18 protein-coding genes and 2 pseudogenes are annotated in these 22394 nt (G+C 66.1%); 10 read left to right on the top strand and 10 right to left on the bottom strand.

From position 1 onward, the window contains the following. Positions 1 to 90 precede the first annotated feature (90 nt). On the top strand, positions 91 to 1377 hold the full coding sequence (locus tag AB7F10_RS02045; RefSeq protein ID WP_428557944.1) for a flavin-dependent oxidoreductase: 1287 nt from the start codon (positions 91 to 93) through the stop codon (positions 1375 to 1377). Positions 1378 to 1484: 107 nt separating this feature from the next. On the opposite strand, the gene AB7F10_RS02040 is transcribed toward AB7F10_RS02045, so the two are convergent. Both AB7F10_RS02040 and AB7F10_RS02035 read right to left on the bottom strand, forming a co-directional pair. Continuing rightward, a complete protein-coding gene (locus AB7F10_RS02040; protein WP_428557945.1) occupies positions 1485 to 1943 on the bottom strand; it encodes a cupin domain-containing protein in 459 nt (152 codons plus the stop codon). A gap of 135 nt (positions 1944 to 2078) precedes the next feature. Continuing rightward, a complete protein-coding gene (locus tag AB7F10_RS02035; RefSeq protein ID WP_428557946.1) occupies positions 2079 to 2876 on the bottom strand; it encodes an SDR family NAD(P)-dependent oxidoreductase in 798 nt (265 codons plus the stop codon). 208 nt (positions 2877 to 3084) lie between these two features. Here AB7F10_RS02035 and AB7F10_RS02030 point away from each other — a divergent pair, with 208 nt between their 5' ends. Both AB7F10_RS02030 and AB7F10_RS02025 read left to right on the top strand, forming a co-directional pair. Next, the gene (locus AB7F10_RS02030; RefSeq protein ID WP_428557947.1) at positions 3085 to 5583 is read left to right on the top strand and encodes an ATP-dependent helicase; all 2499 of its coding nucleotides are present in this window, start codon (positions 3085 to 3087) and stop codon (positions 5581 to 5583) included. Continuing rightward, positions 5580 to 6053: a hypothetical protein gene (locus tag AB7F10_RS02025; RefSeq protein ID WP_428557948.1), complete on the top strand. Its 474-nt coding sequence runs from the start codon at positions 5580 to 5582 to the stop codon at positions 6051 to 6053. Before AB7F10_RS02030 ends, AB7F10_RS02025 begins: the two co-directional genes overlap by 4 nt. A gap of 10 nt (positions 6054 to 6063) precedes the next feature. On the opposite strand, the gene AB7F10_RS02020 is transcribed toward AB7F10_RS02025, so the two are convergent. The 3 genes and pseudogenes from AB7F10_RS02020 to AB7F10_RS02010 all read right to left on the bottom strand — a co-directional run. Continuing rightward, positions 6064 to 6954, bottom strand: a complete 891-nt coding sequence (locus tag AB7F10_RS02020) for a LysR family transcriptional regulator (protein WP_428557949.1) — start codon at positions 6952 to 6954, stop codon at positions 6064 to 6066. Positions 6955 to 7337: 383 nt separating this feature from the next. Further along, positions 7338 to 7826, bottom strand: a pseudogene (locus AB7F10_RS02015) (methyl-accepting chemotaxis protein); the annotation flags it as partial. Between the two features lie 405 nt (positions 7827 to 8231). After that, positions 8232 to 8786 (bottom strand): annotated as a pseudogene (locus tag AB7F10_RS02010) (PAS domain-containing protein); the annotation flags it as partial. Positions 8787 to 8924: 138 nt separating this feature from the next. Between AB7F10_RS02010 and AB7F10_RS02005 the strand changes: the two are divergent. The 3 genes from AB7F10_RS02005 to AB7F10_RS01995 all read left to right on the top strand — a co-directional run bounded on the left by AB7F10_RS02005 (position 8925) and on the right by AB7F10_RS01995 (position 10915). After that, the gene (locus AB7F10_RS02005; RefSeq protein WP_428557950.1) at positions 8925 to 9365 is read left to right on the top strand and encodes a CAP domain-containing protein; all 441 of its coding nucleotides are present in this window, start codon (positions 8925 to 8927) and stop codon (positions 9363 to 9365) included. A 105-nt stretch (positions 9366 to 9470) separates the two neighbouring features. Further along, positions 9471 to 10070 (top strand): L,D-transpeptidase, encoded by a 600-nt coding sequence (locus tag AB7F10_RS02000; RefSeq protein ID WP_428557951.1) that lies wholly within the window; start codon positions 9471 to 9473, stop codon positions 10068 to 10070. A 113-nt stretch (positions 10071 to 10183) separates the two neighbouring features. Continuing rightward, the gene (locus AB7F10_RS01995) at positions 10184 to 10915 is read left to right on the top strand and encodes a L,D-transpeptidase (protein ID WP_428557952.1); all 732 of its coding nucleotides are present in this window, start codon (positions 10184 to 10186) and stop codon (positions 10913 to 10915) included. Between the two features lie 2 nt (positions 10916 to 10917). Here the strand turns inward: AB7F10_RS01995 and AB7F10_RS01990 are convergent, their stop codons facing one another. Beyond that, positions 10918 to 12135: an APC family permease gene (locus AB7F10_RS01990; protein ID WP_428557953.1), complete on the bottom strand. Its 1218-nt coding sequence runs from the start codon at positions 12133 to 12135 to the stop codon at positions 10918 to 10920. A 227-nt stretch (positions 12136 to 12362) separates the two neighbouring features. Between AB7F10_RS01990 and AB7F10_RS01985 the strand changes: the two genes are divergently transcribed. Further along, the gene (locus AB7F10_RS01985; protein ID WP_428557954.1) at positions 12363 to 13250 is read left to right on the top strand and encodes a 50S ribosomal protein L11 methyltransferase; all 888 of its coding nucleotides are present in this window, start codon (positions 12363 to 12365) and stop codon (positions 13248 to 13250) included. A gap of 99 nt (positions 13251 to 13349) precedes the next feature. Here the strand turns inward: AB7F10_RS01985 and AB7F10_RS01980 are convergent, their stop codons facing one another. Beyond that, on the bottom strand, positions 13350 to 13592 hold the full coding sequence (locus AB7F10_RS01980; protein WP_428557956.1) for a hypothetical protein: 243 nt from the start codon (positions 13590 to 13592) through the stop codon (positions 13350 to 13352). 391 nt (positions 13593 to 13983) lie between these two features. On the opposite strand from AB7F10_RS01980, the gene AB7F10_RS01975 reads away from it, so the two are divergent. Both AB7F10_RS01975 and AB7F10_RS01970 read left to right on the top strand, forming a co-directional pair. Next, entirely contained in the window at positions 13984 to 15813 is a 1830-nt protein-coding gene (locus AB7F10_RS01975; protein WP_428558403.1) for an aminopeptidase P family protein, read from the top strand. Beyond that, positions 15813 to 17039, top strand: a complete 1227-nt coding sequence (locus AB7F10_RS01970) for a multidrug effflux MFS transporter (RefSeq protein WP_428557957.1) — start codon at positions 15813 to 15815, stop codon at positions 17037 to 17039. Before AB7F10_RS01975 ends, AB7F10_RS01970 begins: the two co-directional genes overlap by 1 nt. A gap of 4 nt (positions 17040 to 17043) precedes the next feature. Here the strand turns inward: AB7F10_RS01970 and ligA are convergent, their stop codons facing one another. Beyond that, the gene (gene ligA / locus AB7F10_RS01965) at positions 17044 to 19194 is read right to left on the bottom strand and encodes an NAD-dependent DNA ligase LigA (RefSeq protein WP_428557958.1); all 2151 of its coding nucleotides are present in this window, start codon (positions 19192 to 19194) and stop codon (positions 17044 to 17046) included. Positions 19195 to 19270: 76 nt separating this feature from the next. On the opposite strand from ligA, the gene AB7F10_RS01960 reads away from it, so the two are divergent. Then, complete coding sequence (locus tag AB7F10_RS01960) at positions 19271 to 19555, top strand: GIY-YIG nuclease family protein (protein WP_428557959.1); 285 nt, start codon at positions 19271 to 19273, stop codon at positions 19553 to 19555. Between the two features lie 57 nt (positions 19556 to 19612). Here the strand turns inward: AB7F10_RS01960 and recN are convergent, their stop codons facing one another. Next, positions 19613 to 21283 carry a DNA repair protein RecN gene (gene recN, locus AB7F10_RS01955; protein ID WP_428557960.1) on the bottom strand — a complete coding sequence of 557 codons (1671 nt, stop codon included), beginning with the start codon at positions 21281 to 21283 and terminating at the stop codon, positions 19613 to 19615. Positions 21284 to 21420: 137 nt separating this feature from the next. Continuing rightward, positions 21421 to 22299 carry an outer membrane protein assembly factor BamD gene (locus AB7F10_RS01950; protein WP_428557961.1) on the bottom strand — a complete coding sequence of 293 codons (879 nt, stop codon included), beginning with the start codon at positions 22297 to 22299 and terminating at the stop codon, positions 21421 to 21423. Positions 22300 to 22394: the final 95 nt, after the last annotated feature.

Raw genomic sequence — 22394 nt, 5'->3', positions numbered from 1 at the left:
ATGGCGCGAAAAGACCGGTTGTCGCCCCCGGCGCGAGATTCCATGATGGGCGCCGGCCGGTTTCAGGCCGGAATGTGAGGGCGTCAGGCTATGAAGGCGTTGATCGTCGGCGGCGGCATCGGCGGGTTGACCGCGGCCCTGATGCTGCATTCACGCGGCCTCGACTGCGAGATCTTCGAGCAGTCGGAGACGGTCCGCGAGCTGGGCGTCGGCATCAACACGCTGCCGCATGCGATCAAGGAGCTGGCCGAGCTTGGCCTGCTGCCGCGGCTCGATCAGGTCGCGATCCGCACCCACGAACTGTTCTATCTCAGCCGCACCGGGCAGGAGATCTGGCGCGAGCCGCGCGGCACCGACGCCGGCTTCGAATATCCGCAATTCTCGATCCATCGCGGGCGATTGCAGCAGGTGATCTATCAAGCGGTGCGTGCGCGCCTCGGCGAGTCGCGCATCCACACCGGTCACCGGCTCGGCTCCTTCACGCAGGACGAAGGCGGCGTCACCGCCTATTTCTTCGTGCCGGACGGCTCGCACCGCAAGACCGCGCGCGGCGACATCCTGATCGGCGCCGACGGCATTCATTCTTATGTCCGGCAGACGCTGTTCCCGGACGAGGGTCAGGCGCACTGGAACGGCTCGATGCTCTATCGCGGCGCGACGGAGTGGCCGAAATTCCTGACCGGCCGCTCGATGGTGATCGCCGGCGGCATGAAGGCCAAAGTCGTCGTCTACCCGATCGCCGAAGGCACCCGCCCCGACTGGCCGCTCACCAACTGGGCGGTGCAGGTCAAAGTCGGCGAAGGCGGCGCGCTGCCGCGCGACAAGCAAAGCTGGTCGCAACTCGGCCGTTTCGAGGATGTGATGCCGCATGTGCAGCGCTTCACCTTCCCGCTCGTCGACGCCCGCGCGCTGATCGAGGCGACGCCGGAATTCTGGGAATATCCGATGTGCGACCGCGACCCGCTGCCGCGCTGGACGCACGGCCGCGTCACGCTGCTCGGCGACGCCGCGCACCCTATGTATCCGGTCGGCTCCAATGGCGCGTCGCAGGCGATCCTCGACGCGCGCTGCCTCGCGGACCGGTTGCGCGAATGCGACCACGTTTATCAGGCGCTGGCGGCCTACAACGCCGAACGTCTGCCGGCCACCGCGCAGATCGTGCTGTCGAACCGCTCGGGCGGACCGGAAGGCGTGATCGACGCCGTTGAGGCGCGCGCGCCGGACGGCTTCGACAACATCGACAACGTGCTGTCCTACGAGGAGCGCAAGGCGATCGTGCGCGGCTACGCCGCCAAGGCGGGCTTCGCGCGCGAGCAAGTCAACAAACAGCAAACCGCCCGGCAGGATAACCAGCCGGGCGGCAAAGCAGCGTCGTAATTTTCACACTCCGCTCATTCCCGCGTAAGCGGGAATCCAGCTTGATAAAATGCATTTCTTTTTAACTGGACCCCCGCTTTCGCGGGGGTGAGCGGCTCATTACCCAATCAAGCCCCCGGAGGCGGCGGCAGGAAGTTGACCTCGTGCCGCGCCGACAGCGCGACGACGTCCGGCGGGTTCTGTTCCTTCATCGAGTGGATCGCCCAGAACAAGTCATAGAGCTTGCCGGTCGGCGTCACCCAGAACAGGCACTTGATCGGCTGGTCGGCCTTGTTGAACAGGCCGTGCGGCTGGCCCATCGGCAAGCGAACGAGATCGCCGGCGGTGGCGACGAAGTCGCGGCCGTCGAGCACCGCGTCCATGCGGCCCTCGAGCATGTAGACGAACTCGTCCTGCGTCGGGTGGATGTGCGGCGGCACGAAGGTGCCGGGCGGAAAGGTCGCGTGCCAGGCGAAGGTCTGCTCGCTCAACTGCTTCGGCACATAGGTCTGGCCGAGAATGTTCCAGGAAATTCCGTCGAGGCCGGTATTGGCCTTGGTAATGCCTGCCGAGGTCACTTGCTGCATGGGAAAAACCCCCTGTTTGGCCGACAGCTTAGAATCCGCGCATCGCCAAGGCCAGCGATGGCGTCGCGGCGGGCGGGTTAACGGCGCAACTTCGTCGCGCCTTGGTTAAGCCCGGCCCGCTCAAACCGCCATTCGTTAATCCATCCGTCCGCCGGAGAAGCGCCGGCCCGGCACGGCGAGGAAGTAACCGACCTCCTGCCCGCCGTCGGAGCCGAGCACGCTGCCGGTGGTGTAGCGCGCGTCGTCGCTCGCGAGAAACACCGCCGGTCCGCCGATGTCCTTGCCGAGGCCGACGCGGCCCATCGGTACCGTCTTGAGCCGGCCCTCCATGATCGCGGGGTCGGCATACATCGCCTCGGTGCCCGGCGTGCGGATGTAGCCCGGCGTGATCGCATTGGCGCGGATGCCGTAGGGCGCCCATTCGACCGCCTGCAATTTCGTCAGCATGATGAGACCGGCCTTCACCACGCTGTAGGAGCCGGCCCAGTTGTAAGGGAACAGTCCCGCGATCGAGGCGATGTTGATGATGCAACCCGACTTGCTCGCGATCATGTGCTTCGCGCAGGCCTGGCTCATCATGAACGAACCGCGCAGGCCGATATTGACCGTGGTATCCCACGCTTCGACCGGCAATTCCTCGAGCTTGCCGGGTACGATCTTCATCGCGTTGTTGACGAGAATGTCGATGCGGCCGAACTCGCCGATCGCGGCGTCCACCGCGCGCGCGATGTCTTCCTTCTTCGACACGTCGGTCGGCACGCCGATCGCTTTCGGACCCGACTTGCTGATCTCGTCCGCGGTCGCCTTTGCCGTCGCGGGATCGACCTCGGCGATCACCAGATGCGCGCCCTCCTTCGCGTAGGCGAGCGCGATGTCGCGGCCGATGCCGCGCCCGCCGCCGGTGATGATCGCGATCCTGTCTTTCAGACGCACGGCGCGCCTCCCTGTCATTGTCTGCCGGCAGGCACGCTAGGGCGCGCGCCTTGCCTCCTCAAGACGCGCGTGGTTGAAAAAGCTGCGATTTCCGCCTTGTGAAAGCCGGATAAATCGCAGCCCGGACCTCCCTTTCCCGCCCCTCAGATGCCATCTTGGCCTGAGAAAGAATCACTTTCCCCCGAAGGACTTGCCGCCGAAGGACTTGATGGCCGAACCGAGCAAATTGCCACGCGATCCCGCGCCCGCCGCGCCGTCTCCCGGCGGGATTACGGCGCGCGCGCTGGCGGGCCGCTCGGCCGCCTATCTCGGCACCCTCAACCCCGAGCAGCGCGAGGCGGTGGAGACGCTGGACGGCCCGGTGCTGGTGCTGGCGGGCGCGGGCACCGGCAAGACGCGGGTGCTGACCACCCGCATCGCGCACATTCTCAACCTCGGCCGGGCGCGGCCGAACGAAATCCTCGCCGTCACCTTCACCAACAAGGCGGCGCGCGAGATGAAGGAGCGCGTCGGGCAGATGGTCGGCCAGGCGGTGGAAGGCATGCCGTGGCTCGGCACCTTCCATTCGATCGGCGTGAAGATCCTGCGCCGCCACGCCGAGATGGTCGGGCTGAAATCCGGCTTCACCATTCTCGACACCGACGACCAGATCCGCCTGCTCAAGCAGTTGCTCGAAGCGGAAGGCATCGACGACAAGCGCTGGCCGGCGCGCGTGCTGGCCAACCTGATCGACGGCTGGAAAAACCGCGGCCTCGTGCCGGCGCAGGTGCCGGCCGGCGAAGGCGCGAGCTTCGCCAACGGCAAGGGCCGCAAGCTCTACGAAGCCTATCAGGCGCGGCTGAAGACGCTGAACGCCGCCGACTTCGGCGACCTGCTGCTGGAATGCATCCGGCTGTTCCGCGAGAACCCGGAAATCCTCAAGCAGTACCAGCGCTGGTTCAAATACATTCTGGTCGACGAGTATCAGGACACCAACGTCGCGCAGTATCTCTGGCTGCGGCTCTTGGCGCAGAAAGCCGACAACGAGCCGCCGAAGAACATCTGCTGCGTCGGCGACGACGACCAGTCGATCTATGGCTGGCGCGGCGCCGAGGTCGACAACATCCTGCGCTTCGAGCACGACTTCCCCGGCGCGAAAGTCATCCGCCTCGAGCGCAACTATCGCTCGACCGCGCATATTCTTTCCGCTGCCTCGCACCTGATCGCGCACAACGAGGGCCGGCTCGGCAAGACGCTGCGCACCGAGGACGTGCCGGGCGAGAAGGTGCAGGTCACCTCCTGCTGGGATTCGGAAGAGGAAGCCCGCGGCATCGGCGAGGAGATCGAGCAGCTTCAGCGCGGCAAGCACAACCTCGACCAGATCGCCATTCTGGTGCGCGCCTCGTTCCAGATGCGCGAATTCGAAGATCGTTTCGTCACGCTCGGCCTGCCCTATCGCGTGATCGGCGGCCCGCGCTTCTACGAACGCGCCGAAATCCGCGACGCCCTCGCTTACCTGCGCGTGATCGCGCAGCCGGCCGACGACCTCGCCTTCGAGCGCATCGTCAACGTGCCCAAGCGCGGCCTCGGCGACGCCACCGTGCAGATGCTTTACGACCACGCCCGGCGCCAGCGCATCCCGCTCACCGTCGCGGCGCTCACCTTGTCCGCCACCGACGAGATGAAGCCGAAACCGCGCGCCACGCTGCGCGCGCTGATGGAGGACTTCGCGCGCTGGTCGAAGCTGAAGGACACCATGCCGCACACCGAACTCGCCGAGATGGTGCTCGACGAGTCCGGCTATACCGACATGTGGAAGGCGAACAAGAGCGCCGACGCGGCGGGCCGGCTCGACAACCTGAAGGAATTCGTGCGCTCGATGGAGCAGTTCGAGAACCTCGCCGGCTTCCTCGAACACATCTCGCTCGTGATGGACACCGACCGCCGCGAGAACGAGGAAGCCGTCAACATCATGACGCTGCATTCCGCCAAGGGGCTGGAATTCGACACCGTGTTCCTGCCCGGCTGGGAGGAAGGCCTGTTCCCGAGCCAGCGCACGCTCGACGAGCAGGGCCGCGCCGGGCTGGAGGAGGAACGCCGCCTCGCCCATGTCGGCCTCACCCGCGCCCGCAAGCGCGCCAAGCTCTACTTCGCCACCAACCGGCGCATCCACGGGCTATGGACCACCACCGTGCCGTCGCGCTTCCTCGACGAACTGCCGGCGGAGAGCGTCGAGGTCAACGAGGCACAAGGTGGCTTCGGCATGTCCGGCTACGGGCCGAGCCGCTTCGACGAGATGAATTTCGGCTCGAATTATGCGACGCCCGGCTGGCAGCGCGCGCAACGCGCCAACCGGGAGCGCAGCGGCGGCTTCGATGAAACCGGGGCGCCGCGCTCGGGCCGTGGCGGGCGCGGTTTCGGTGAGCGCCGGCAGATCGCCTATGAGCGCGATGAGGACGCCGGCACTTATGATTCAGGCGAGCGCCGCGATTTCAGCGAGGACGCTCCGCCCGCCCGCGCGCCGAAACGGCGCACGCCGCTGACCATCGAAGGCGAACTGGTCGCCAAATCGACCGGCACCGTCTCGGCCTTTTCCGTGGGCGACCGCGTGTTTCACCAGAAATTCGGCAACGGCAACGTCACCGCCGTCGACGGCAACAAGCTCACCATCCACTTCGACAAGGCGGGCGAAAAGCGGGTGGTGGACAGTTTTGTGGAGAGGGTGTGAGCGCAGAAGATAAAAAGCTCTATCACTGCTTTGAATCAGGAATTCAGCCGGGAACGATTATCCAGCCCGGTCGATTTGGTCGCCGTATTTTTGCAGACGGTATTGCTCATAGACGGTGGTCTGCAGAGTTAATTTATGAAATCGTTCGATTTGAGCATTATTCAAATTCGCCTTCGAGGCTGTATTGCAATTATCTAATCGAAGGATTGGAAGCTGCTCGTTTTTATATTCAAAGAATGGCACCCGAGTGGGTCATATACGAAGCAAGAATTGTAAATTCCGGGGCACCAACTCATCGAACTGATTTCAATCTAATTCAACCGCTTCATGGAACAGATACTTGGATTGACGCAGCTCACAAATATTGGAGGCACTCCACGACGGTAACAATTAAAGACATTCCGAGTCTGAATTGCATTGAGATTCTTGTATCGTCGCCTGTCGAACTTCTAAACCCCGTCCTAGACTAATCGCGTAGCCTCACACCTCCACCACCTCCGCGCCGTCGTGCGCGATGGCCTTGGCGATCAGCCGGCCCATCTGCTCGGACTGCGCCGAGCGCGTGTCGGCGTTCAGATAGACGCCCCACCACAGCGGCTTGAGCGGCGGCAGGCCGGAGCTTTCGTCCAGCACCTGCATGAACTCCGGCAGCCCGCGCGACAGCATCGCGATCTGGATGCCCATGCCATAGCGCGCGGCCTGCAGCGATGAATCCGCGTCGTTGCACTTGAGCACCATCCGGTGCTCGATGCCGGCCTCGCGCAGCACGGCGATATTCTCCTCCGCGCCCTGCGAGCTGGTGCCGTGCGCGATGATGTCGACCGGCTGCCTGACCGGCAGCGGCATGTCCTTGCGCGCGAGCCATACCATCGGCGCCTGCCAGTAGAGAAAGGCCTCCTCGCGCGGCTCGTGCCAGGTCAGCGCGAGGCAGACGTCAAGCTCGCCGGCATTGAGCATGACGATCTGCTGGGTCGACATCTCGCGATGGAACTGCAAATCGACATCGGGGTGATCGCGGCGGAACGCGACCAGCGCCTCCATGATCGAGCCGTGCAGCAGCACGGTCGAGGCGCCGATCCGCAGCCGCGGCACCGCCGAGGCGGTCTGCGCCATGTCGCGCAACAGGTTGTCGTGCTGGCGCATGATGCGGCGCGCATGCTCGAGCACGATCTCGCCGTTGGCGGTGAGGCGCACGCCGGGCGCGCTCTTGTCGAAAATCTCGACGCCGAGATGCTCGGCGAGCTTCTTCACATGCGAGGGCACCGCCGGCTGCGAGATGCCGAGCCGCAGCGCGGCCTTGGTGTAACTCGCCTCCTCGACGACGGCGACAAGCGAGCGCAGCAATTCGGTGCCGACGTCGCGCGTGCTCATTCTGTCCCCCCGATGGTCTGCTTTTCGGTTCTGTTCTTGGTTATCGCAGCAGCCGGCCGCGGCCGGCTGGGCGCCGTCTTCCGTGCCGGGTAAAAGTGTTACAAAGAGGTTCCGTATTATTTTACCTTCAATCGATCAGCGCCGGTCCGCTGCAGCGTCGTTGCAATCGGCCCGCCTGAAAATGGAAACGATGCCTGCGCCTGTCCCAAGGCCTAGGGTGGCAAATCCTATCCGGTGAGGACGGCAACCCGCAATCGCGGCGACAGGTTATGACGCATGCGCCGTTAATCCGCGGCCGCCGGGTTCCGTGAAATTTGCGCGCAAACGATCCGCGCTGTGCCGGCGCGGAACGACAACCATGACGTGCGCGCCGGCGGAAACCGTCAGACCGCGACCTTGCCGAGGAAGGCTTCGACCTCGTTGCGCATGTCGGCGGTGGCGGCCTCGACCGCCTGCGAGGCGTCGAGCACGCGCTGCGCCGACTGCTGGGAGTCCGCGGCGGCGCCGGCCACGTCGCCCAACACCTTCGAGATCTGCCGCGCGCCGTCGGACGCGCCGGTGACGTTGCGGGAGATCTCGCCGGTCGCCGCGCTCTGCTGCTGCACGGAAATCGCGACCTCCGAGGTGTAGAGATCGATCTCGTGCATGCGGCTGGTGATCCGCCCGATCGCGTCGACCGCCTTGCCGGTCGAGTTCTGCACCTCGAGCACCTGGCCCGAAATGTCCTCGGTCGCGCGCGCGGTCTGCACCGCGAGCGATTTCACCTCCGCCGCCACCACCGCGAAGCCGCGCCCGGCCTCGCCGGCCCGCGCCGCCTCGATCGTGGCGTTGAGCGCCAGCAGATTGGTCTGGTCGGCGATGTCGCGGATCAGCTTGATGACGTCGTCGATCTTGGCGGCGGCCTGCGCCAGCACGCCGATGTCGCGGTTGGTCGCCTGTGCCTCGTCGACCGCGATGCGCACCATCTCCGCGGTCTGGGTGACGCGCTGGTCGATCTCGCCGATCGAGCTGGACATTTCCTCGGCGGCGGAGGCCGCCGACTCGACATTGTGCGTCGCCTCGATCGAGGCCGCGGAGGCGTGGCGGGCGTGATCGGCGGTCTTGCTGAACACCGCCGCCAGCCCCTTCGCCGTCTCGCGCATGTCGGTGGCGCGGCCGAGCACCGTTTGCAGCAGCACCTCGGCGCGGCTGCGGAACACCGCGACCGCCTCCTCGATGGTGGCGCGGCGCTGTTCCTGGTCCTGCATCACCGCGAGCTGCTGCACCGTCTCGCGCTGCGCGGTGATATCCTCATGCGTCGTCACCCAGCCGCCCTGCTTCATCGGGTGATTGGTGACGCGCAGAATGCGGTCGTCCTTCGATGTGACGTCGAGCGCCCAGGTCGTGCCCCTGCGATAGTTCTCAAGGAAGTCCTGACGATACTTGACCGGATCGCGCAGGAAGGTGCCCTTGGCGACACGGCGCGCCAGCACCTGCGTCAGCGTGGTGCCGGGCAGCGCCTCGTCGCGCGTCATGTCGTACATTTCGTAGTAGCGCGCGTTGCAGAACACGACCCGCTCCTGGTCGTCGTACATGCTGATGCCCTGCGTCATGCTGTCGACCGCGCCGCGGATGCGTTCGTTCTGCCGGCTCAGATGGCGGTTGATCTGCGCGAAGGTGACGATGACGGCGGCGGTCGCGACCAGCGCCGCGAGGCAGGCGTCGAGCGCCCATTCGGGCAGCGCCGCGAGCAGAAAATCCCGCCAGCCGGGCAGGACGAAAACCAGCGCGCCATAGGCGGCGGTAAAGACCAGCACGCCGACCAGCGCGGTCAGCCGGGTCCGGCGTCTCATGTACGGCACGCGAGGCTGACCTGTCATATCCGGTTCAAGATTCGAGAGGACGGTAGCGCCAAACTGCCTTTTTTGCGGTAAACGGGCGGTTAACGAAGCGTTACCGGCCCAAAAACCGCGTTCCGGAATTCGGCCGCAATGGCGGGGAAGGCTCGCGACATGAGAGAAGGCATCCCGCGACCGGCTCTAAGCTTCACAGCAACGCTCGCGGCGCTGTTGTCGATGAGCGCCGCCGTGGCGGCCGAGGACCTCAACGCCTTTCGTGCAAAGAACGGCCGTCCGCCGCTCGCCTACAGTTCGACGCTTGCCGCGATCGCGCAGGAGCAGGCGTCGTCGATGGCGCGGCGCGGCCGGCTCGATCACAAAAATTTTCGCCAGCGCACCCGCCTGGTCGGCACGATGGCCGCTGAAAATGTCTCCTGGGGTTGCGACGACGCACCTTGCGCAATCCGTCAGTGGTCACGCTCGGCCGGCCATCGCCGCAACATGCTGCTCACCGGCGTGTCGCATTACGGCATCGCTTCGGCGACCGCGGAGAACGGCCGCCGCTACTGGGCGCTCGAACTCGGCGGCGAGTGAGACACGCGTCTGCATCGCGCGCAGATCACGTTTGCGGACCGAAGTCCATATTGACCCGCCAGCGCGAACGGTTTTTCATCGGCCATTGCCTGCGGAGGGCCGCCGATGATCGTCCGACGACTCGTTTTGTCCATGATGCTGCTGTCGTGCACCGCGCTGCCGGTCGCCGCGCAATTTTTTCGCGACTCGCCGCCTCCGGCCGAAGTCGCCGACCGCGATCCCGGCCAGGACGGCGGCTCGTCGAGCCAGGACCTTCCGCCCGAATATCACATGCAGCCGGTGTTCTACCGGACGCAGGAGCCGCGCGGCACCATCATCATCAACACCGCCGACCGGTTCCTCTACCTCGTCCAGGGCAACAACACGGCGCTGCGCTACGGCGTCGGCGTCGGCCGCGACGGCTTTCAATGGGGCGGCACCAAGACGATCGTGCGCAAGGCGGAATGGCCGGACTGGCGTCCGCCGCCGGAGATGATCGAGCGCCAGCCCTATCTGCCGCGTTTCATGGCCGGCGGGCCCGGCAATCCGATGGGCGCGCGCGCCATGTATCTCGGCGGCACCGTCTACCGCATCCACGGCACCAACGCGCCTGAGACGATCGGCCATGCGGTGTCGTCCGGCTGCTTCCGGCTGGTCAATGACGACGTGACCGACCTCTACAATCGCGTGCCGGTCGGCACCAAGGTGATCGTGCAGCACCAGTAGCGCCGGCCGCGGCGCGACTCGTGCCTCGGGAAAAAATTTTCGTGATCGTCATATTTCGCGTCTGACGCGGTGCTAGCCTTTGCGCGAAGGCTGGGCACCTGCGGACACGAATCATGCGCATGTATCGCGTTACGACACTAATCGGCGTTATCGTCGCCGCGTTGGCGGCCACGCCGGCCAGCGCCGCGCTGCTCATCACCATCGACAAATCGACCCAGCGCATGAGCGTCGTGCTCGACGACCTGCCGGTGTTCGACTGGCCGGTCTCGACCGGCCAGCCCGGCTACGACACGCCGTCCGGCGAGTTCAAGCCATTCCGCATGGAAAAAGATCACTTCAGCCGCGAATGGGACGATGCGCCGATGCCGCATTCGATTTTCTTCACCACGCGCGGCCACGCCATTCACGGCACCAATCACGTCAAGGCGATCGGCACGCCGGCCTCGCACGGCTGCGTCCGGCTGTCGACGCAAAATGCCGCCACGCTGTTCAAGCTGGTCAAGCAGGAGGGCATGGCGAATACGCGCGTCGTGTTGCGCGGCGAGACGCCCGGCCCCGCCGTCGCCGCCGCGCCACGCGACAATGGCGAGGATTTCACGGCTGCGCTGCCGCCCGATGCCCGTCGTGACAGAGCGCGGCGCGACAACGGTCCCGCTTTCTATGACGGCCGCTATTATTACGACCGCCGCGGCCGGCGCTATTCTGGCGTCCCGGCGGAGCGCCCGGCGCCGCGCTATTACTATGAGGACGAGCCGCCACCGCGCTACGAGCGTATGCCGCGTCGCTATTATCCGCGCGGCGAGTATTACGTCGATCAGGGCGCGCCGTTCTTCTTCGGGCGATAGGCTCAGCCCAGCAGCGCCGCCGCGATCATTCCGACGCACGTTACAAATCCGGCCGCCGGCACCCAGAGCGGGATGCGGATATGCGGGCCATCGGTGACGATACGACGCCGGCGCAGCCGCAACAGCGACAGGTTCACCATCGCGAACACCACGAGCGTCGCGATCGAAGTCACCTCCGCGAGCCGCTCGAATGGAACGAACGTCACAAGCGCGATCGTGACCGCCACGATGGCTCCGGTCGCCGCAAGCGGCGTCGATGTCACCGGATGAACCTTGCCCGCAATGTCGGGCAGATCGCCGAGCTTCGCCATGCCGTAGACGACCCGCGACGCCATCGTCATCTCGGCGAGAATTGTATTGAGCGTCGCAACGATGGCGATCAGGCTGATCGTCGCCGGGCTGGCGCCGGCGAGCTTGCGGAAGACGTCGCTGAGCGGCGCTTGCGATCCAGCCAGTTCGGCCGGCGACAACGCGGTGACGGCGACGGCTGCCGTCACCGCGTAGAGCGTGGCGGTGATGACGAGGGTGATCGCGATGGCACGGGGGATGGTGCGCGCCGGATCCTTCGCCTCCTCGACCATGTTAGTCAGGTCCTCGAACCCGATGAAGGCGAAGAACGCGAGCAGGCTTGCATAGGCGATGCCCGACCATATTGCCGCATCGAGCGGCGGCACAGCCGTCAGGCTGTCGATCACCGGCAGTCCCCAGGCGAAGGCAAAGCCGACAATGACGAGAAGACCGCCGACCTCGATCAGCGTGAAGACGCTGGCGAGCAGCACCGATTCCAGAACGCCCCAGCCCGACACCGCGCCGAGCGCGATCAGGATGACGGAGGCGACCAGCGGCCGCGGCCAATCGACGAATTGGGCGATATAGCCGCTCGCGCCGAGCGCCACGGTCGCCGCGGCGACAATGGCCGTCATCACCATGGAAAGGCCGGTGGCGGTCGACAGCAGACGCGACCGGAACGCGGCTTTCACATAGGCGGCCTCGCCGGCCGCGACCGGAAACCGGGTACACAGCTCGGAGTACGATGCGACCGTGAGGCCCATCACCACCGCGGCCAGCAGAAATGACAACGGCGCGTAGCGGCCCGCATGACCGGCGACCGCACCGACCAGCACATAGATGCCGGCGCCGACGGCGACGCCGGTGCCGTACATGACGAGCAGCGGCAAGCTCAGCCGGCGGCGCAAGGCCGGCGCCGATTGACGGTCCATTGTTCCATTATGCAGCCCGTTTCGGCTTCGCATTTGCGTCAAATCAAACGGTAATCACCAAAGCTGTCGGGATCCGGCCGGGGCCGGTTCTGCCGGCAAAATCCCTGTGTTCTGCGAACCTGAGCGATTGCGCGGCCATCGGCGGAGGCTATTGTCCGGATTGCCCGGGCGAGCAAAGCTGCTTTTCCTCCACGCCCTTTTCACGCGCGACGTCCAAGTCCTGGTTCATGCCGACTGCCGTTGCCCGCCTCGCCTGCGACGAGGACACCGCCCGCCGCATCGCCGGCGCGGTTGGCGAAACGCTTCCCGAAGACACCGCCTGCAGCGCCTTCGAAATTGCCGAAGGCCGCTGGATGGCCGAGATTTTTTTCCACGACGCGCCCGACCACACCATCGTTGAAACGCTGGTGCGCGCAGCCGGCGGCGATCCGGCGCGACTCGTCTACGACGCCGTCAGCGAGCGCGACTGGGTGCAGGCCAGTCTTGAAGGGCTGGCTCCGGTCCGCGCCGGACGCTTCGTCGTGCACGGCAGTCACGACCGCGCGCGGATCGCGCCCAACGCCACGCGCATCGAAATCGAAGCCGCGCTTGCGTTCGGCACCGGCCATCACGGTACGACGCGCGGCTGTCTTCTGGCATTCGATGCCGTGCTGAAACGACGGCGGTTCCGGCGCGTACTCGACGTCGGCGCCGGCACCGGCGTGCTGGCCATTTCCGCCGCCAAGGCGCTGCGCCGGCCCGTCATCGGCACCGACATCGATCCCGTTGCGGTTGCCGCCGCGCGCAGCAATGCACGGCTCAACGGCGTTCCGTCTCTGACGACCTACCTGCACGCCAACGGTTGCCGCGCCGGCAGCATCCGCAACCGCGGGCCCTATGACCTGATCTTCGCGAATATTTTGCTCGGGCCGCTACGCGGCATGGCGCAACCGCTGACCGCGCTGGTCGCTGCCGGCGGCACCGTGATCCTGTCCGGCCTGCTGACCGCCGATGGCCGCGCCGCGCTGGCGCGCTATCGCGCCGCCGGCCTGATCCTTGAGGCGCGCGTCCCGCTCGAAGGCTGGGTCACGCTGATCATGCGCCGGCCGGGACGGCGCCCTGTCCGCCGGCGCTAACCTCGCGTGAGATGCAAGCCACCTAATTGCAAAAACGAAACCGCCCCGGGGAGGATGCCGGGGCGGTCTCGGTCGGTTCGGCGCTAAAGCGTGAACGTATTAGCCACCGAACGGGAGGGCATCCCGCTTCGACGCCAGCGTCTGCCGCTCATAGGCGCGCTGGAGGTGGCGGTAGCTGTTGAGCTCGATCGCCGCCTGACGGGCACGCGCCGCGATCATCGCGTCGAGCACGCGTGCGAAAAATCCTTTGGAAGCGCCCTTGGACGTACCCTTGGCGGCTTCGGACTTGCTGTTGGCCGCCGTGACGGCGGCGCGAGCGACGCCATAAGCGATGGCAACCATCTCTAATCTCCTTCAGATCCCGGGGTGCCGCGTCGGTCAGGCCAGTCCTGCCGCATAGGCCCCGTTGTTGCGATGCAATATAGACCCATCCCGAGCAATGCACCACGCGCATGGATGCATGGAAGCTCTGTAAAATCAGCATGTTCAGGGGGATATGGCGTTAAGGAATCGATAACGAGCGCTGCGGCGGCGCAGAATGCGCTTGGAATTTCGAGTATTTCCGTAGGCTTGGACTAAATCCAGTTCCCAAAAACGCATGATTCGTCACCTCCTGAGGCCGAGCCTCAAGGAGCTATGCGCCTGCATGGCAGCTCTGACTGTTGCGCCGACCTCACCGGTTTTTTGCCGCCGCCGACTGGGCGGTTTGGCAAAGCGCGATATGGTGCCGGCCATGTTCGAGGCCCGCTTCCAGACATTCGAGGATCAGGACGACCGCGCCGCCGTGGCCGGCCGCGTCGCCGCGCTGCGCGGTGAACTGAAAAAACGCGGCCTCGACGGTTTCATCGTGCCGCGCGCGGACCGCCAGCAGAACGAATACGTGCCCCCCGGCGAGGAACGGCTCGCCTGGCTGACGGGCTTTTCCGGCTCCGCGGGCGCTGCGATCGTGCTGGCCGGCCGCGCCACGCTGTTTGTCGACGGCCGCTACACCGTGCAGGTCCAGGCGCAGACCGACACCGCCGTGTTCGAGATCGCGCATCTCGTCGACAATCCGCCGAGCCAGTGGTTGCGCGCCAATCTCTCCGCTGGCCAGACCATCGGCTATGACCCCTGGCTGCATACCGCCGAAGGCGCCGAGCGGCTCGCCAAAGCCTGCGAGGCGGTAGGCGCGACGCTGGTGCCGGTCGCAGACAATCCGATCGACGCCTTGTGGGCGGACCGTCCGGCCGCGCCCGCCGGCGCCGTCGCCTTGCACGACCAGCGCTATGCCGGCGAAACCACGGCCTCCAAGCTGACACGCATTGCCGCGGAGCTGACCAAAGATCGCGTCGACGCGCTGGTGATGTCCGATCCGCACGCGGTCGCGTGGACCTTCAATATCCGCGGCGCCGATGTCGCGCATACGCCCCTGCCGCTCGCCTTCGCCATCGTGCCGCGCGAAGGCCGGCCGACGATCTATGTCGAGAGCGCCAAACTGAGCAACGCCGTGCGCAGCGCGCTGGAGGAGACCGCCACGGTGCGCGAGCCGGCCGCGCTCGAAACCGACCTCGCCGCGCTCGCCGGCAAAGCCGCGCGGCTCGACCGCGCCACCGCCGCCGATGCGCTGACCCGCATCGTCAGGGAGGCCGGCGCGAAGCTGTCGCCGGGCGACGATCCGGTCGCCGCGATGAAGGCGATCAAGAACCACGCCGAAATCGACGGCAGCCGCGCCGCGCACCGCCGCGACGGCGCGGCGATGGCGCGCTTCCTTGCGTGGTTCGATGCGGAGGCTCCGAAAGGCAGGCTCACCGAGATCGACACGGTCGCCGCGCTCGAAACCTTCCGCCGCGACACCGGCAAGCTGAAAGACGTTTCATTCCCGACCATTTCGGGAAGCGGGCCGAACGGCGCCATCGTGCACTACCGCGTGACCCGCGCGACCAACCGCACGATCGGGAGCGGCGAGTTGTTCCTGATCGACTCCGGCGCACAATACGAGGACGGCACCACCGACATCACCCGCACGCTCGCGGTCGGCACCCCGACCGACGAGATGCGCGACCGCTTCACCCGCGTGCTCAAGGGCCACATCGCCATCGCAACCGCGGTGTTTCCGGAGAACACCACCGGCGCGCAGCTCGATCCCTTCGCGCGCGCCGCGCTGTGGCGGGCCGGCCTCGACTACGACCACGGCACAGGCCACGGTGTCGGCAGCTATCTCTCGGTCCATGAAGGCCCGGCGCGCATCTCCAAGCTCGGCGCGGCGGCGCTGCGGCGCGGCATGATCCTGTCGAACGAGCCGGGCTATTACAAGACCGCCCGCTACGGCATCCGTATCGAGAACCTGGTGCTGGTGATCGCCAAGCCGACGCCCGCGCTCGCCGAGAAGCCGCTCAATGCCTTCGAGACGCTGACGCTCGCACCCATCGACCGCCGGCTGATCGACTCCGCGCAGCTCGATACCCACGAGAAACACTGGCTCGACAGCTATCACGCGCGCGTCGCCGCCACGCTCACGCCGCTGCTCGACAACGCGACCGCGCGCTGGCTCGACGCGGCCACGCGGCCGCTGGAGGCGCATTGATGGACGCGCGCGCCGTACCGTCGCAGCAGGACCGCACAGCACCGCAGAAAACCCCGTGGGGCCTGCTCGCGCTGCTGATGGCGATGACCGGCATCGGCCCCGTCTCGCTTAACATGCTGGTGCCGGCGCTGCCGAACCTGATTAGCGAATTACAGACCGATATCGGCACGGTGCAGCTCACCTTGTCGCTGTTCCTGCTGAGCCTTGCCACCGCACAGCTCTTGCTTGGGCCGATGTCAGACCGCTTCGGCCGCCGCCCGGTGGTGCTGTGCGGGCTTTCGCTTTCGGCCATCGCCTCGCTGGTCGCCACCTTCGCCTGGTCGATTGAGCTGCTGATCGTCGCGCGCATCGTGCAGGCCTTCGGCGCGGCGACCGGCGTGGTGGTCGGCCGCGCCGTCGTCCGCGACCTGTTCGAGCGCGACCGCGCCGCCGCGATGCTCGGCCTCGTGACCACCGTCATGGTGGTGGCGCCGATGTTCGCGCCGACCATCGGCGGCCTGCTCGATGTCGCGTTCGGCTGGCACTCCATCCTGCTGTTCACCGGCATCTATAGCCTGCTGGTGGTGATCTGGGCGGCCCTCGTCCTGCGCGAAACGCGGCCGGCGCGCATTCCCGGCGCCAGCTTCCTGCGCGACGCCCGCGCGCTGTTCGCGAGCGCGACGTTCTACGGCTATGTGCTGGTCGTCGCGTTCGCCACCGCGCCGTTCTTCACCTTCATCGGCGGCGGGCCGCACGTCGTCGTCACTATGATGGGCCGCTCCTCCGCCGAATACGGCGTGTGGTTCATGACGAATTCGATCGGCTACATGGCCGGCAATTTCATCGCCTCGCGGCAATCCCAGCGGTTCGGCGTCAATGCGATGATCGTCATCGGCCTCGGCGTCGAATTTGCCGGCGCGGCGATCGCCGTTCTCGCGCTCGCCGTCGGGGAACATGGGGGGCCGGCGGCGCTGTTCCTGCCGCAGGTGATCGTCTCGGTCGGCAACGGCATGCTGTTGCCGAACGCCATCGCCGGCGCGGTCAGCGTGCGTCCGCAGGCGGCGGGCGCTGCCTCCGGCATTACCGGCTGCGTCCAGATGGCGTTCGGCGCGGCGATGGCGCAGGCCGCAACGGTGGCGATTGCCGGCGCGATGACCGCGATGCCGCTGATCCTGATCATCCTCGCCGAAGTCGTGCTGGCGGGACTGATCTATGCCGTGCTGGTGCTGCCGCGGCGCTCGGCCTGAACACCTATCTTCCGCCGACCAGCGCCAGCCACTCGTCTTCGGTCATCACCGTGATGCCGAGCTTCTGTGCCTCGGCGAGCTTGGAGCCCGCGCCCGGCCCCGCCACCACGAAATCGGTCTTCTTCGACACCGAGCCGGACGCCTTGGCGCCGAGCCGCGCGGCCATCGCCTTGGCCTCGTCGCGAGTCATTTTCTCGAGCGAGCCAGTGAATACCACGGTCTTGCCGGCGATCGCCGAGTCCGTCTTCGGCTTCTCGGCGTCGCGGATCGTAACCTGCTTGGCCAACCGCTCGACCGCGCCGAGATTGCGCTTTTCCCTGAAATAAATCGCAACCGCTTCGATCACGGTGTCGCCGATCTGATCGAGCGCATCCATCTCGGCGATGGCTTCCTCGTCGCCCTTGGCGACCTTCAGCGCGGCGTCGTGGAACGCCTTCCAGGACCCGTAGCCGCGCGCCAGCGCCATCGCCGTCGTCTCGCCGATATGGCGAATGCCGAGCGCATAGATGAACCGGTCGAGCGCGATGTCGCGGCGGCTCTCGATGGCGTCGAACAGATTGCGCACCGAGGTCGCGCCATAGCCCTCCTCGTCCTGCAGCTTGATCTTGGTGTTGCGGGCCTGCAGCGTGAAGATGTCGGCCGGCTCCTTGAGCCAGCCGCGCTCATGGAACCATTCGATCTGTTTTTCGCCGAGGCCGTCGATATCGAAGGCGCGGCGCGAGGCAAACAGCTTAAGATGCTCCACGGCCTGCGCCTTGCAGATGAAGCCGCCGGTGCAGCGGCGCACCGCGTCGAGCCTGCCGGCCTCTTCGTCGTGTTCGCGCACCGCATCGCTGCCGCAGACCGGGCACTTGGTCGGGAAATGATAGGGCTTGGCGCTTTTCGGCCGCTTGTCGAGCACGACGTCGACCACCTGCGGAATGACGTCGCCGGCGCGCTGGATGATCAGCGTATCGCCGATGCGAATGTCACGGCCTTCGCGGATCGGCTCGCCGTCGCCGCCGATGCCCTTGATGTAATCCTCGTTGTGCAGCGAGACGTTCTGCACGATGACGCCGCCGACGCCGACGGCTTCGAGCTTGCCGACCGGAGTGAGCGCGCCGGTGCGGCCGACCTGGATTTCGATGTCGCGCAGAACGGTCACCGCCTGCTCGGCCGGGAACTTGTGCGCGATCGCCCAGCGCGGCGAGCGCGACACGAAGCCGAGCCGCTCCTGCCAGTCGAGCCGGTCGACCTTGTAGACGACGCCGTCGATGTCGTAGTCAAGGCCGGAGCGTTCCTCGCCGATCTCGCCGTGAAACGCCACGAGGTCTTCCGCCGACTTGCAGATCTTCGTCAGCGGATTGGTGTCGAACCCGCATTTGGCAAACCACGCCACCATGCCGCTCTGCGTGTCGGCCGGCATCTCGCTCATCTCGCCCCAGGCATAGGCGAAGAAGCCGAGCGGGCGGGACGCGGTGATCTTGGGGTCTTTCTGGCGCAGCGAGCCTGCCGCCGAATTGCGCGGATTGGCGAAGACGTCGAGGCCGGCTTCCTTCTGCCGCTCGTTGAGCGCGAGGAAGTCTTTTTTCGTCATATAGACTTCGCCGCGCACCTCGCAGACGGCGGGAATGTTCCTGCCCTTGAGCTTTTCCGGCACGCTTTTCAGCGTTCTGATGTTCGCCGTGACATCCTCGCCCTCGCTGCCGTCACCGCGGGTCGCGGCGCGCACCAGTTCGCCGTCCTCGTAGCGCAGCGACATCGACAGGCCGTCGATCTTCGGCTCGGCGCTGAACACAATCGGCTCGTCGTCGCCGAGCTTGAGGAAGCGCCGGATGCGGCCGACGAAATCCCGCACGTCGTCGTCGCTGAAGGCGTTGTCGAGCGACAGCATCGGCACGGCATGGCGCACCTTGGCAAAGCCGCGCGCGGGCGCCGCGCCGACGCGCTTCGAGGGCGAATCCGGCCGCACCAGCTTCGGAAACCGCGCCTCTATCGCCTTGTTGCGCGCACGCAGCGCGTCGTAGTCGGCGTCCGAAACGCTCGGCTTGTCCTGCTGGTAGTAGCGCTTGTCGTGGACGCTGATTTCGAGCGCGAGCCGCATCAACTCGGCCTTGGCCTGCGCTTCGGTCAGGTCGGGGACGGGGATTTTGGTAGTATCTTTCATCTTCGTCATTCCGGGGCGTCCGCCGAAGCCCGAAGGGCGAAGGCGCGGCGAACCCGGAATCCAGCAACGAAACCGGGCCGTTTGTGTGTTCTACGTTTACCTACTCGCAAGCCGAAAACAAGGAACGCTCTATGTCGGCGTGACGCGCAATCTTGTGCGCCGAATCCACGAACATAAGGAAAAGATAGTTCCCGACTTCACCGCCCGCTACGACGTCCATCGCCTCGTTTGGTTCGAAACCTACGACCAGGTCGTCCCGGCCATCGAGCGAGAGAAAGAAATCAAGAAATGGCGGCGGGCTTGGAAAACCGCCTTGATTGAGGAAAGCAATCCAGACTGGAGGGATCTCTATCCCGACATCGTCGGTTAGTGAATTTGTCTGGATTCCGGGTTCGCGGCTTCGCCGCGCCCCGGAATGACGGAATTTTCAACTCGCCTGCTTAATCAGCCGCTCGGCGGCGGCGCGGGCTTCGGCCGTGATCTCGGCGCCGGCCAGCATGCGGGCGATCTCCTCCCGACGCTTCTCGGCCGCGACTTCCGAAACACGGGTCGCGACCCGCTTGCCCTTGTCGAGCGCATCCTTGCTGATGAGATAATGCCGCCCGGCCCGCGCCGCCACCTGCGGCGCATGAGTCACGGCGAGCACCTGAACGCCGCGCGAAAGCTGGCCGAGCCGGGCGCCGATGGCGTCCGCCACCGCGCCGCCGACACCGGTATCGATTTCGTCGAACACAAGCGTCGGCGCCGAGCCGCGGTCGGCCAGCACGACTTTCAGCGCCAGCAGGAAGCGCGACAGTTCGCCGCCGGAGGCGACCTTCATCATCGGCCCTGCCCGCGTGCCCGGATTGGTCTGCACCCAGAACTCGACGCGGTCGATGCCGTTCGGCCCGGCGGCGGCCGCATCGCTTTGGATGTCGGTCGAGAACCTGGCGCGCTCGAGCTTGAGCGGCTTCAGCTCGCCGTTCACCGCCTTGTCGAGCTTGACGCCCGCCGCGCGGCGGGCCTTCGACAGCGCCTCGGCCTTCTTGTGGAAGTCGTCCTCGGCTTTCTTTGCCGCCGCTTCGAGCTCTTTCAGCTTCTGCTCGCCGGAGACGATCAGCGCGATATCGGCGGCGTATTTTTGCGCCAGCGCCGCAAGATCGTCGACCGCGACATTGTACTTGCGGCCCGCCGCGCGCAGCGCGAACAGCCGCTCCTCGATGCGCTCAAGTTCCGCCGGATCGTAATCGGCCGCGCGCAGGGCGGCATCGAGATGCGTGGTCGCCTCGTCGAGCGCGGTCAGCGCCGCGTCGAGCGCCTTGACCGCCGGCTCGACCAGCTGCGGCGCCTGCGCGCCGCGGCGCTCGAGTTTGCGCACGGCGCTGGAGAGCGCCGGCACCGGCGAATGACTGCCTGCCACCGCCTCGTGGGCATCGCGCAGATCCTCCGCGATCTTTTCCGCCTGCATCATCGTGGTGCGGCGTTCGGCGAGCGCAGTTTCCTCGCCAGCCTGCGGGCTGAGCTTGCCGAGTTCCTCGACCGCATGGCGCAGCCAATCACCTTCTTTTTGCGCGCGGGCAATATCGGCGCGATGAGCTTCGAGCGCCTCGGCAGCGGCCCGCCGCGCTTCCCACAATGACGTCACCGCGTCGGCATCGTCCTCGAGGCCGGCGAAGGCATCGAGCAGCGCGCGGTGCGTGCCGGCATCGACCAGCGCGCGGTCATCATGCTGGCCGTGAATTTCAACCAGCGCCGCGCCGAGCGCCTTGAGCGCCTGCACGCTGACCGGCTGGTCGTTGACGAAAGCGCGGGTGCGCCCGTCGGCCAACTGCACGCGGCGCAGGATCACCTCGTCGTCGGCGGGAATATCCTGCGCCTTCAGCATGGCGCGGACCGGATGGCCTTTCTTGAGATCGAAGGCCGCCGTCACCTGCCCCTGCTCGGTGCCCTCGCGCACCAGCGCGGCGTCGCCCCGTCCGCCCAGCGCCAGCGCGAAGGCGTCGAGCAGGATCGACTTGCCGGCGCCGGTCTCGCCGGTCAGCACGGCGAGCCCGTCGGCGAAATCGATGTCGAGCCGGTCGATCAGGACGATGTCGCGGATGGAAAGCCGGGAAAGCATGAACCTGACCTATAGGTCGTCATGCCCGGCCTCGTGCCGGGCATCCACGCCTTGCAGATTCGTAATCATTAAAGACGTGGATGGCCGGGACAAGCCCGGCCATGACAATGTACGCAACTGCATAGGCTAAAGTGCCGTCAGCCCAGGTTCACGCCGACCTTCTTGAAGGCCTTGCTGATCCAGGACCCCTCATATTCGCGCGGCTCGGTGCCGCCGGACTTCACCAGCGAATAGGCGTCCTTGTACCAGCGGCTGTCCGGGAAGTTGTGGCCGAGCACGGCGGCCGCCGTCTGCGCCTCCTGGACGATGCCGAGCGACATATAGCACTCGGTGAGGCGCATCAGCGCCTCCTCGACGTGGCGCGTGGTCTGGTATTGCGTCACCACGACCTTGAAGCGGTTGATCGCGCCGGGGAAATCCTTGCGCTTGAGGTAGTAGCGGCCGATTTCCATTTCCTTGCCGGCCAGATTATCGCGCGCCACCTGCGCCTTGCGCTTGGCGCTGGTCGCGTATTCGCTCTCGGGATATTTGCGCGCCACCTCGTCGAGCGCGTTGAGCGCCTTCTCGGTGCGGGACTGGTCGCGGGTGATATCCGGGATCTCGTCGTAATAGGACGACGCGATCAGGAATTGCGCATAGGCCGCGTCCGGGCTGCCGGGATGCAGCGTGACGTAGCGCTTGGCGGCGTTGATCGATTCCTCGTATTCGCGCGCCTCGTAATAGGCATAGGCGGACATGATGAGCGACTTGCGCGCCCATTCCGAATACGGGTGCTGGCGGTCGACTTCCTCGAACTTCTTCGCCGCCGCCCGCGCGTCCCTGCGGTTGTTCAGCAGGAACAGGCCTTCGTTGTAGAGCTTGTCGGCCGGCTCATCGGGGACGACGTCCTCCTTGCCGAACAGGCTGCCGAAGCTGGAACAGCCCGGCAGGGCGGCGAGCAGAACCAGCGCGAGCGCCGGCGCAAGCCAGCGCGACGAGCGAATCGAACGGGATTTGGGTGCCTGGGACAGCGTCATGATACGCGGCGGATGCTCTTGAATCTCAAAACGCGACGTCTGCCGTTGCTGAACCGGGTCATTTCTAGCCGCAAAACCGCGGCCGCGCCAATCGA

This window comes from Pseudolabrys sp. (genome assembly GCF_050250095.1).
Lineage (GTDB): Bacteria > Pseudomonadota > Alphaproteobacteria > Rhizobiales > Xanthobacteraceae > Pseudolabrys.
This window is presented reverse-complemented; position numbering and strand designations above follow the sequence as displayed.

Coding starts and splice junctions, on each gene's coding strand:
- AB7F10_RS02045 (WP_428557944.1), top strand. CDS start 91: ATGAAGGCGTTGATCGTCGGCGGCGGCATCGGCGGGTTGACCGCGGCC.
- AB7F10_RS02040 (WP_428557945.1), bottom strand. CDS start 1,943: ATGCAGCAAGTGACCTCGGCAGGCATTACCAAGGCCAATACCGGCCTC.
- AB7F10_RS02030 (WP_428557947.1), top strand. CDS start 3,085: ATGGCCGAACCGAGCAAATTGCCACGCGATCCCGCGCCCGCCGCGCCG.
- AB7F10_RS02020 (WP_428557949.1), bottom strand. CDS start 6,954: ATGAGCACGCGCGACGTCGGCACCGAATTGCTGCGCTCGCTTGTCGCC.
- AB7F10_RS02005 (WP_428557950.1), top strand. CDS start 8,925: ATGGCGGGGAAGGCTCGCGACATGAGAGAAGGCATCCCGCGACCGGCT.
- AB7F10_RS02000 (WP_428557951.1), top strand. CDS start 9,471: ATGATCGTCCGACGACTCGTTTTGTCCATGATGCTGCTGTCGTGCACC.
- AB7F10_RS01995 (WP_428557952.1), top strand. CDS start 10,184: ATGCGCATGTATCGCGTTACGACACTAATCGGCGTTATCGTCGCCGCG.
- AB7F10_RS01990 (WP_428557953.1), bottom strand. CDS start 12,135: ATGGACCGTCAATCGGCGCCGGCCTTGCGCCGCCGGCTGAGCTTGCCG.
- AB7F10_RS01985 (WP_428557954.1), top strand. CDS start 12,363: ATGCCGACTGCCGTTGCCCGCCTCGCCTGCGACGAGGACACCGCCCGC.
- AB7F10_RS01980 (WP_428557956.1), bottom strand. CDS start 13,592: ATGGTTGCCATCGCTTATGGCGTCGCTCGCGCCGCCGTCACGGCGGCC.
- AB7F10_RS01975 (WP_428558403.1), top strand. CDS start 13,984: ATGTTCGAGGCCCGCTTCCAGACATTCGAGGATCAGGACGACCGCGCC.
- AB7F10_RS01970 (WP_428557957.1), top strand. CDS start 15,813: ATGGACGCGCGCGCCGTACCGTCGCAGCAGGACCGCACAGCACCGCAG.
- ligA (WP_428557958.1), bottom strand. CDS start 19,194: ATGACGAAGATGAAAGATACTACCAAAATCCCCGTCCCCGACCTGACC.
- recN (WP_428557960.1), bottom strand. CDS start 21,283: ATGCTTTCCCGGCTTTCCATCCGCGACATCGTCCTGATCGACCGGCTC.
- AB7F10_RS01950 (WP_428557961.1), bottom strand. CDS start 22,299: ATGACGCTGTCCCAGGCACCCAAATCCCGTTCGATTCGCTCGTCGCGC.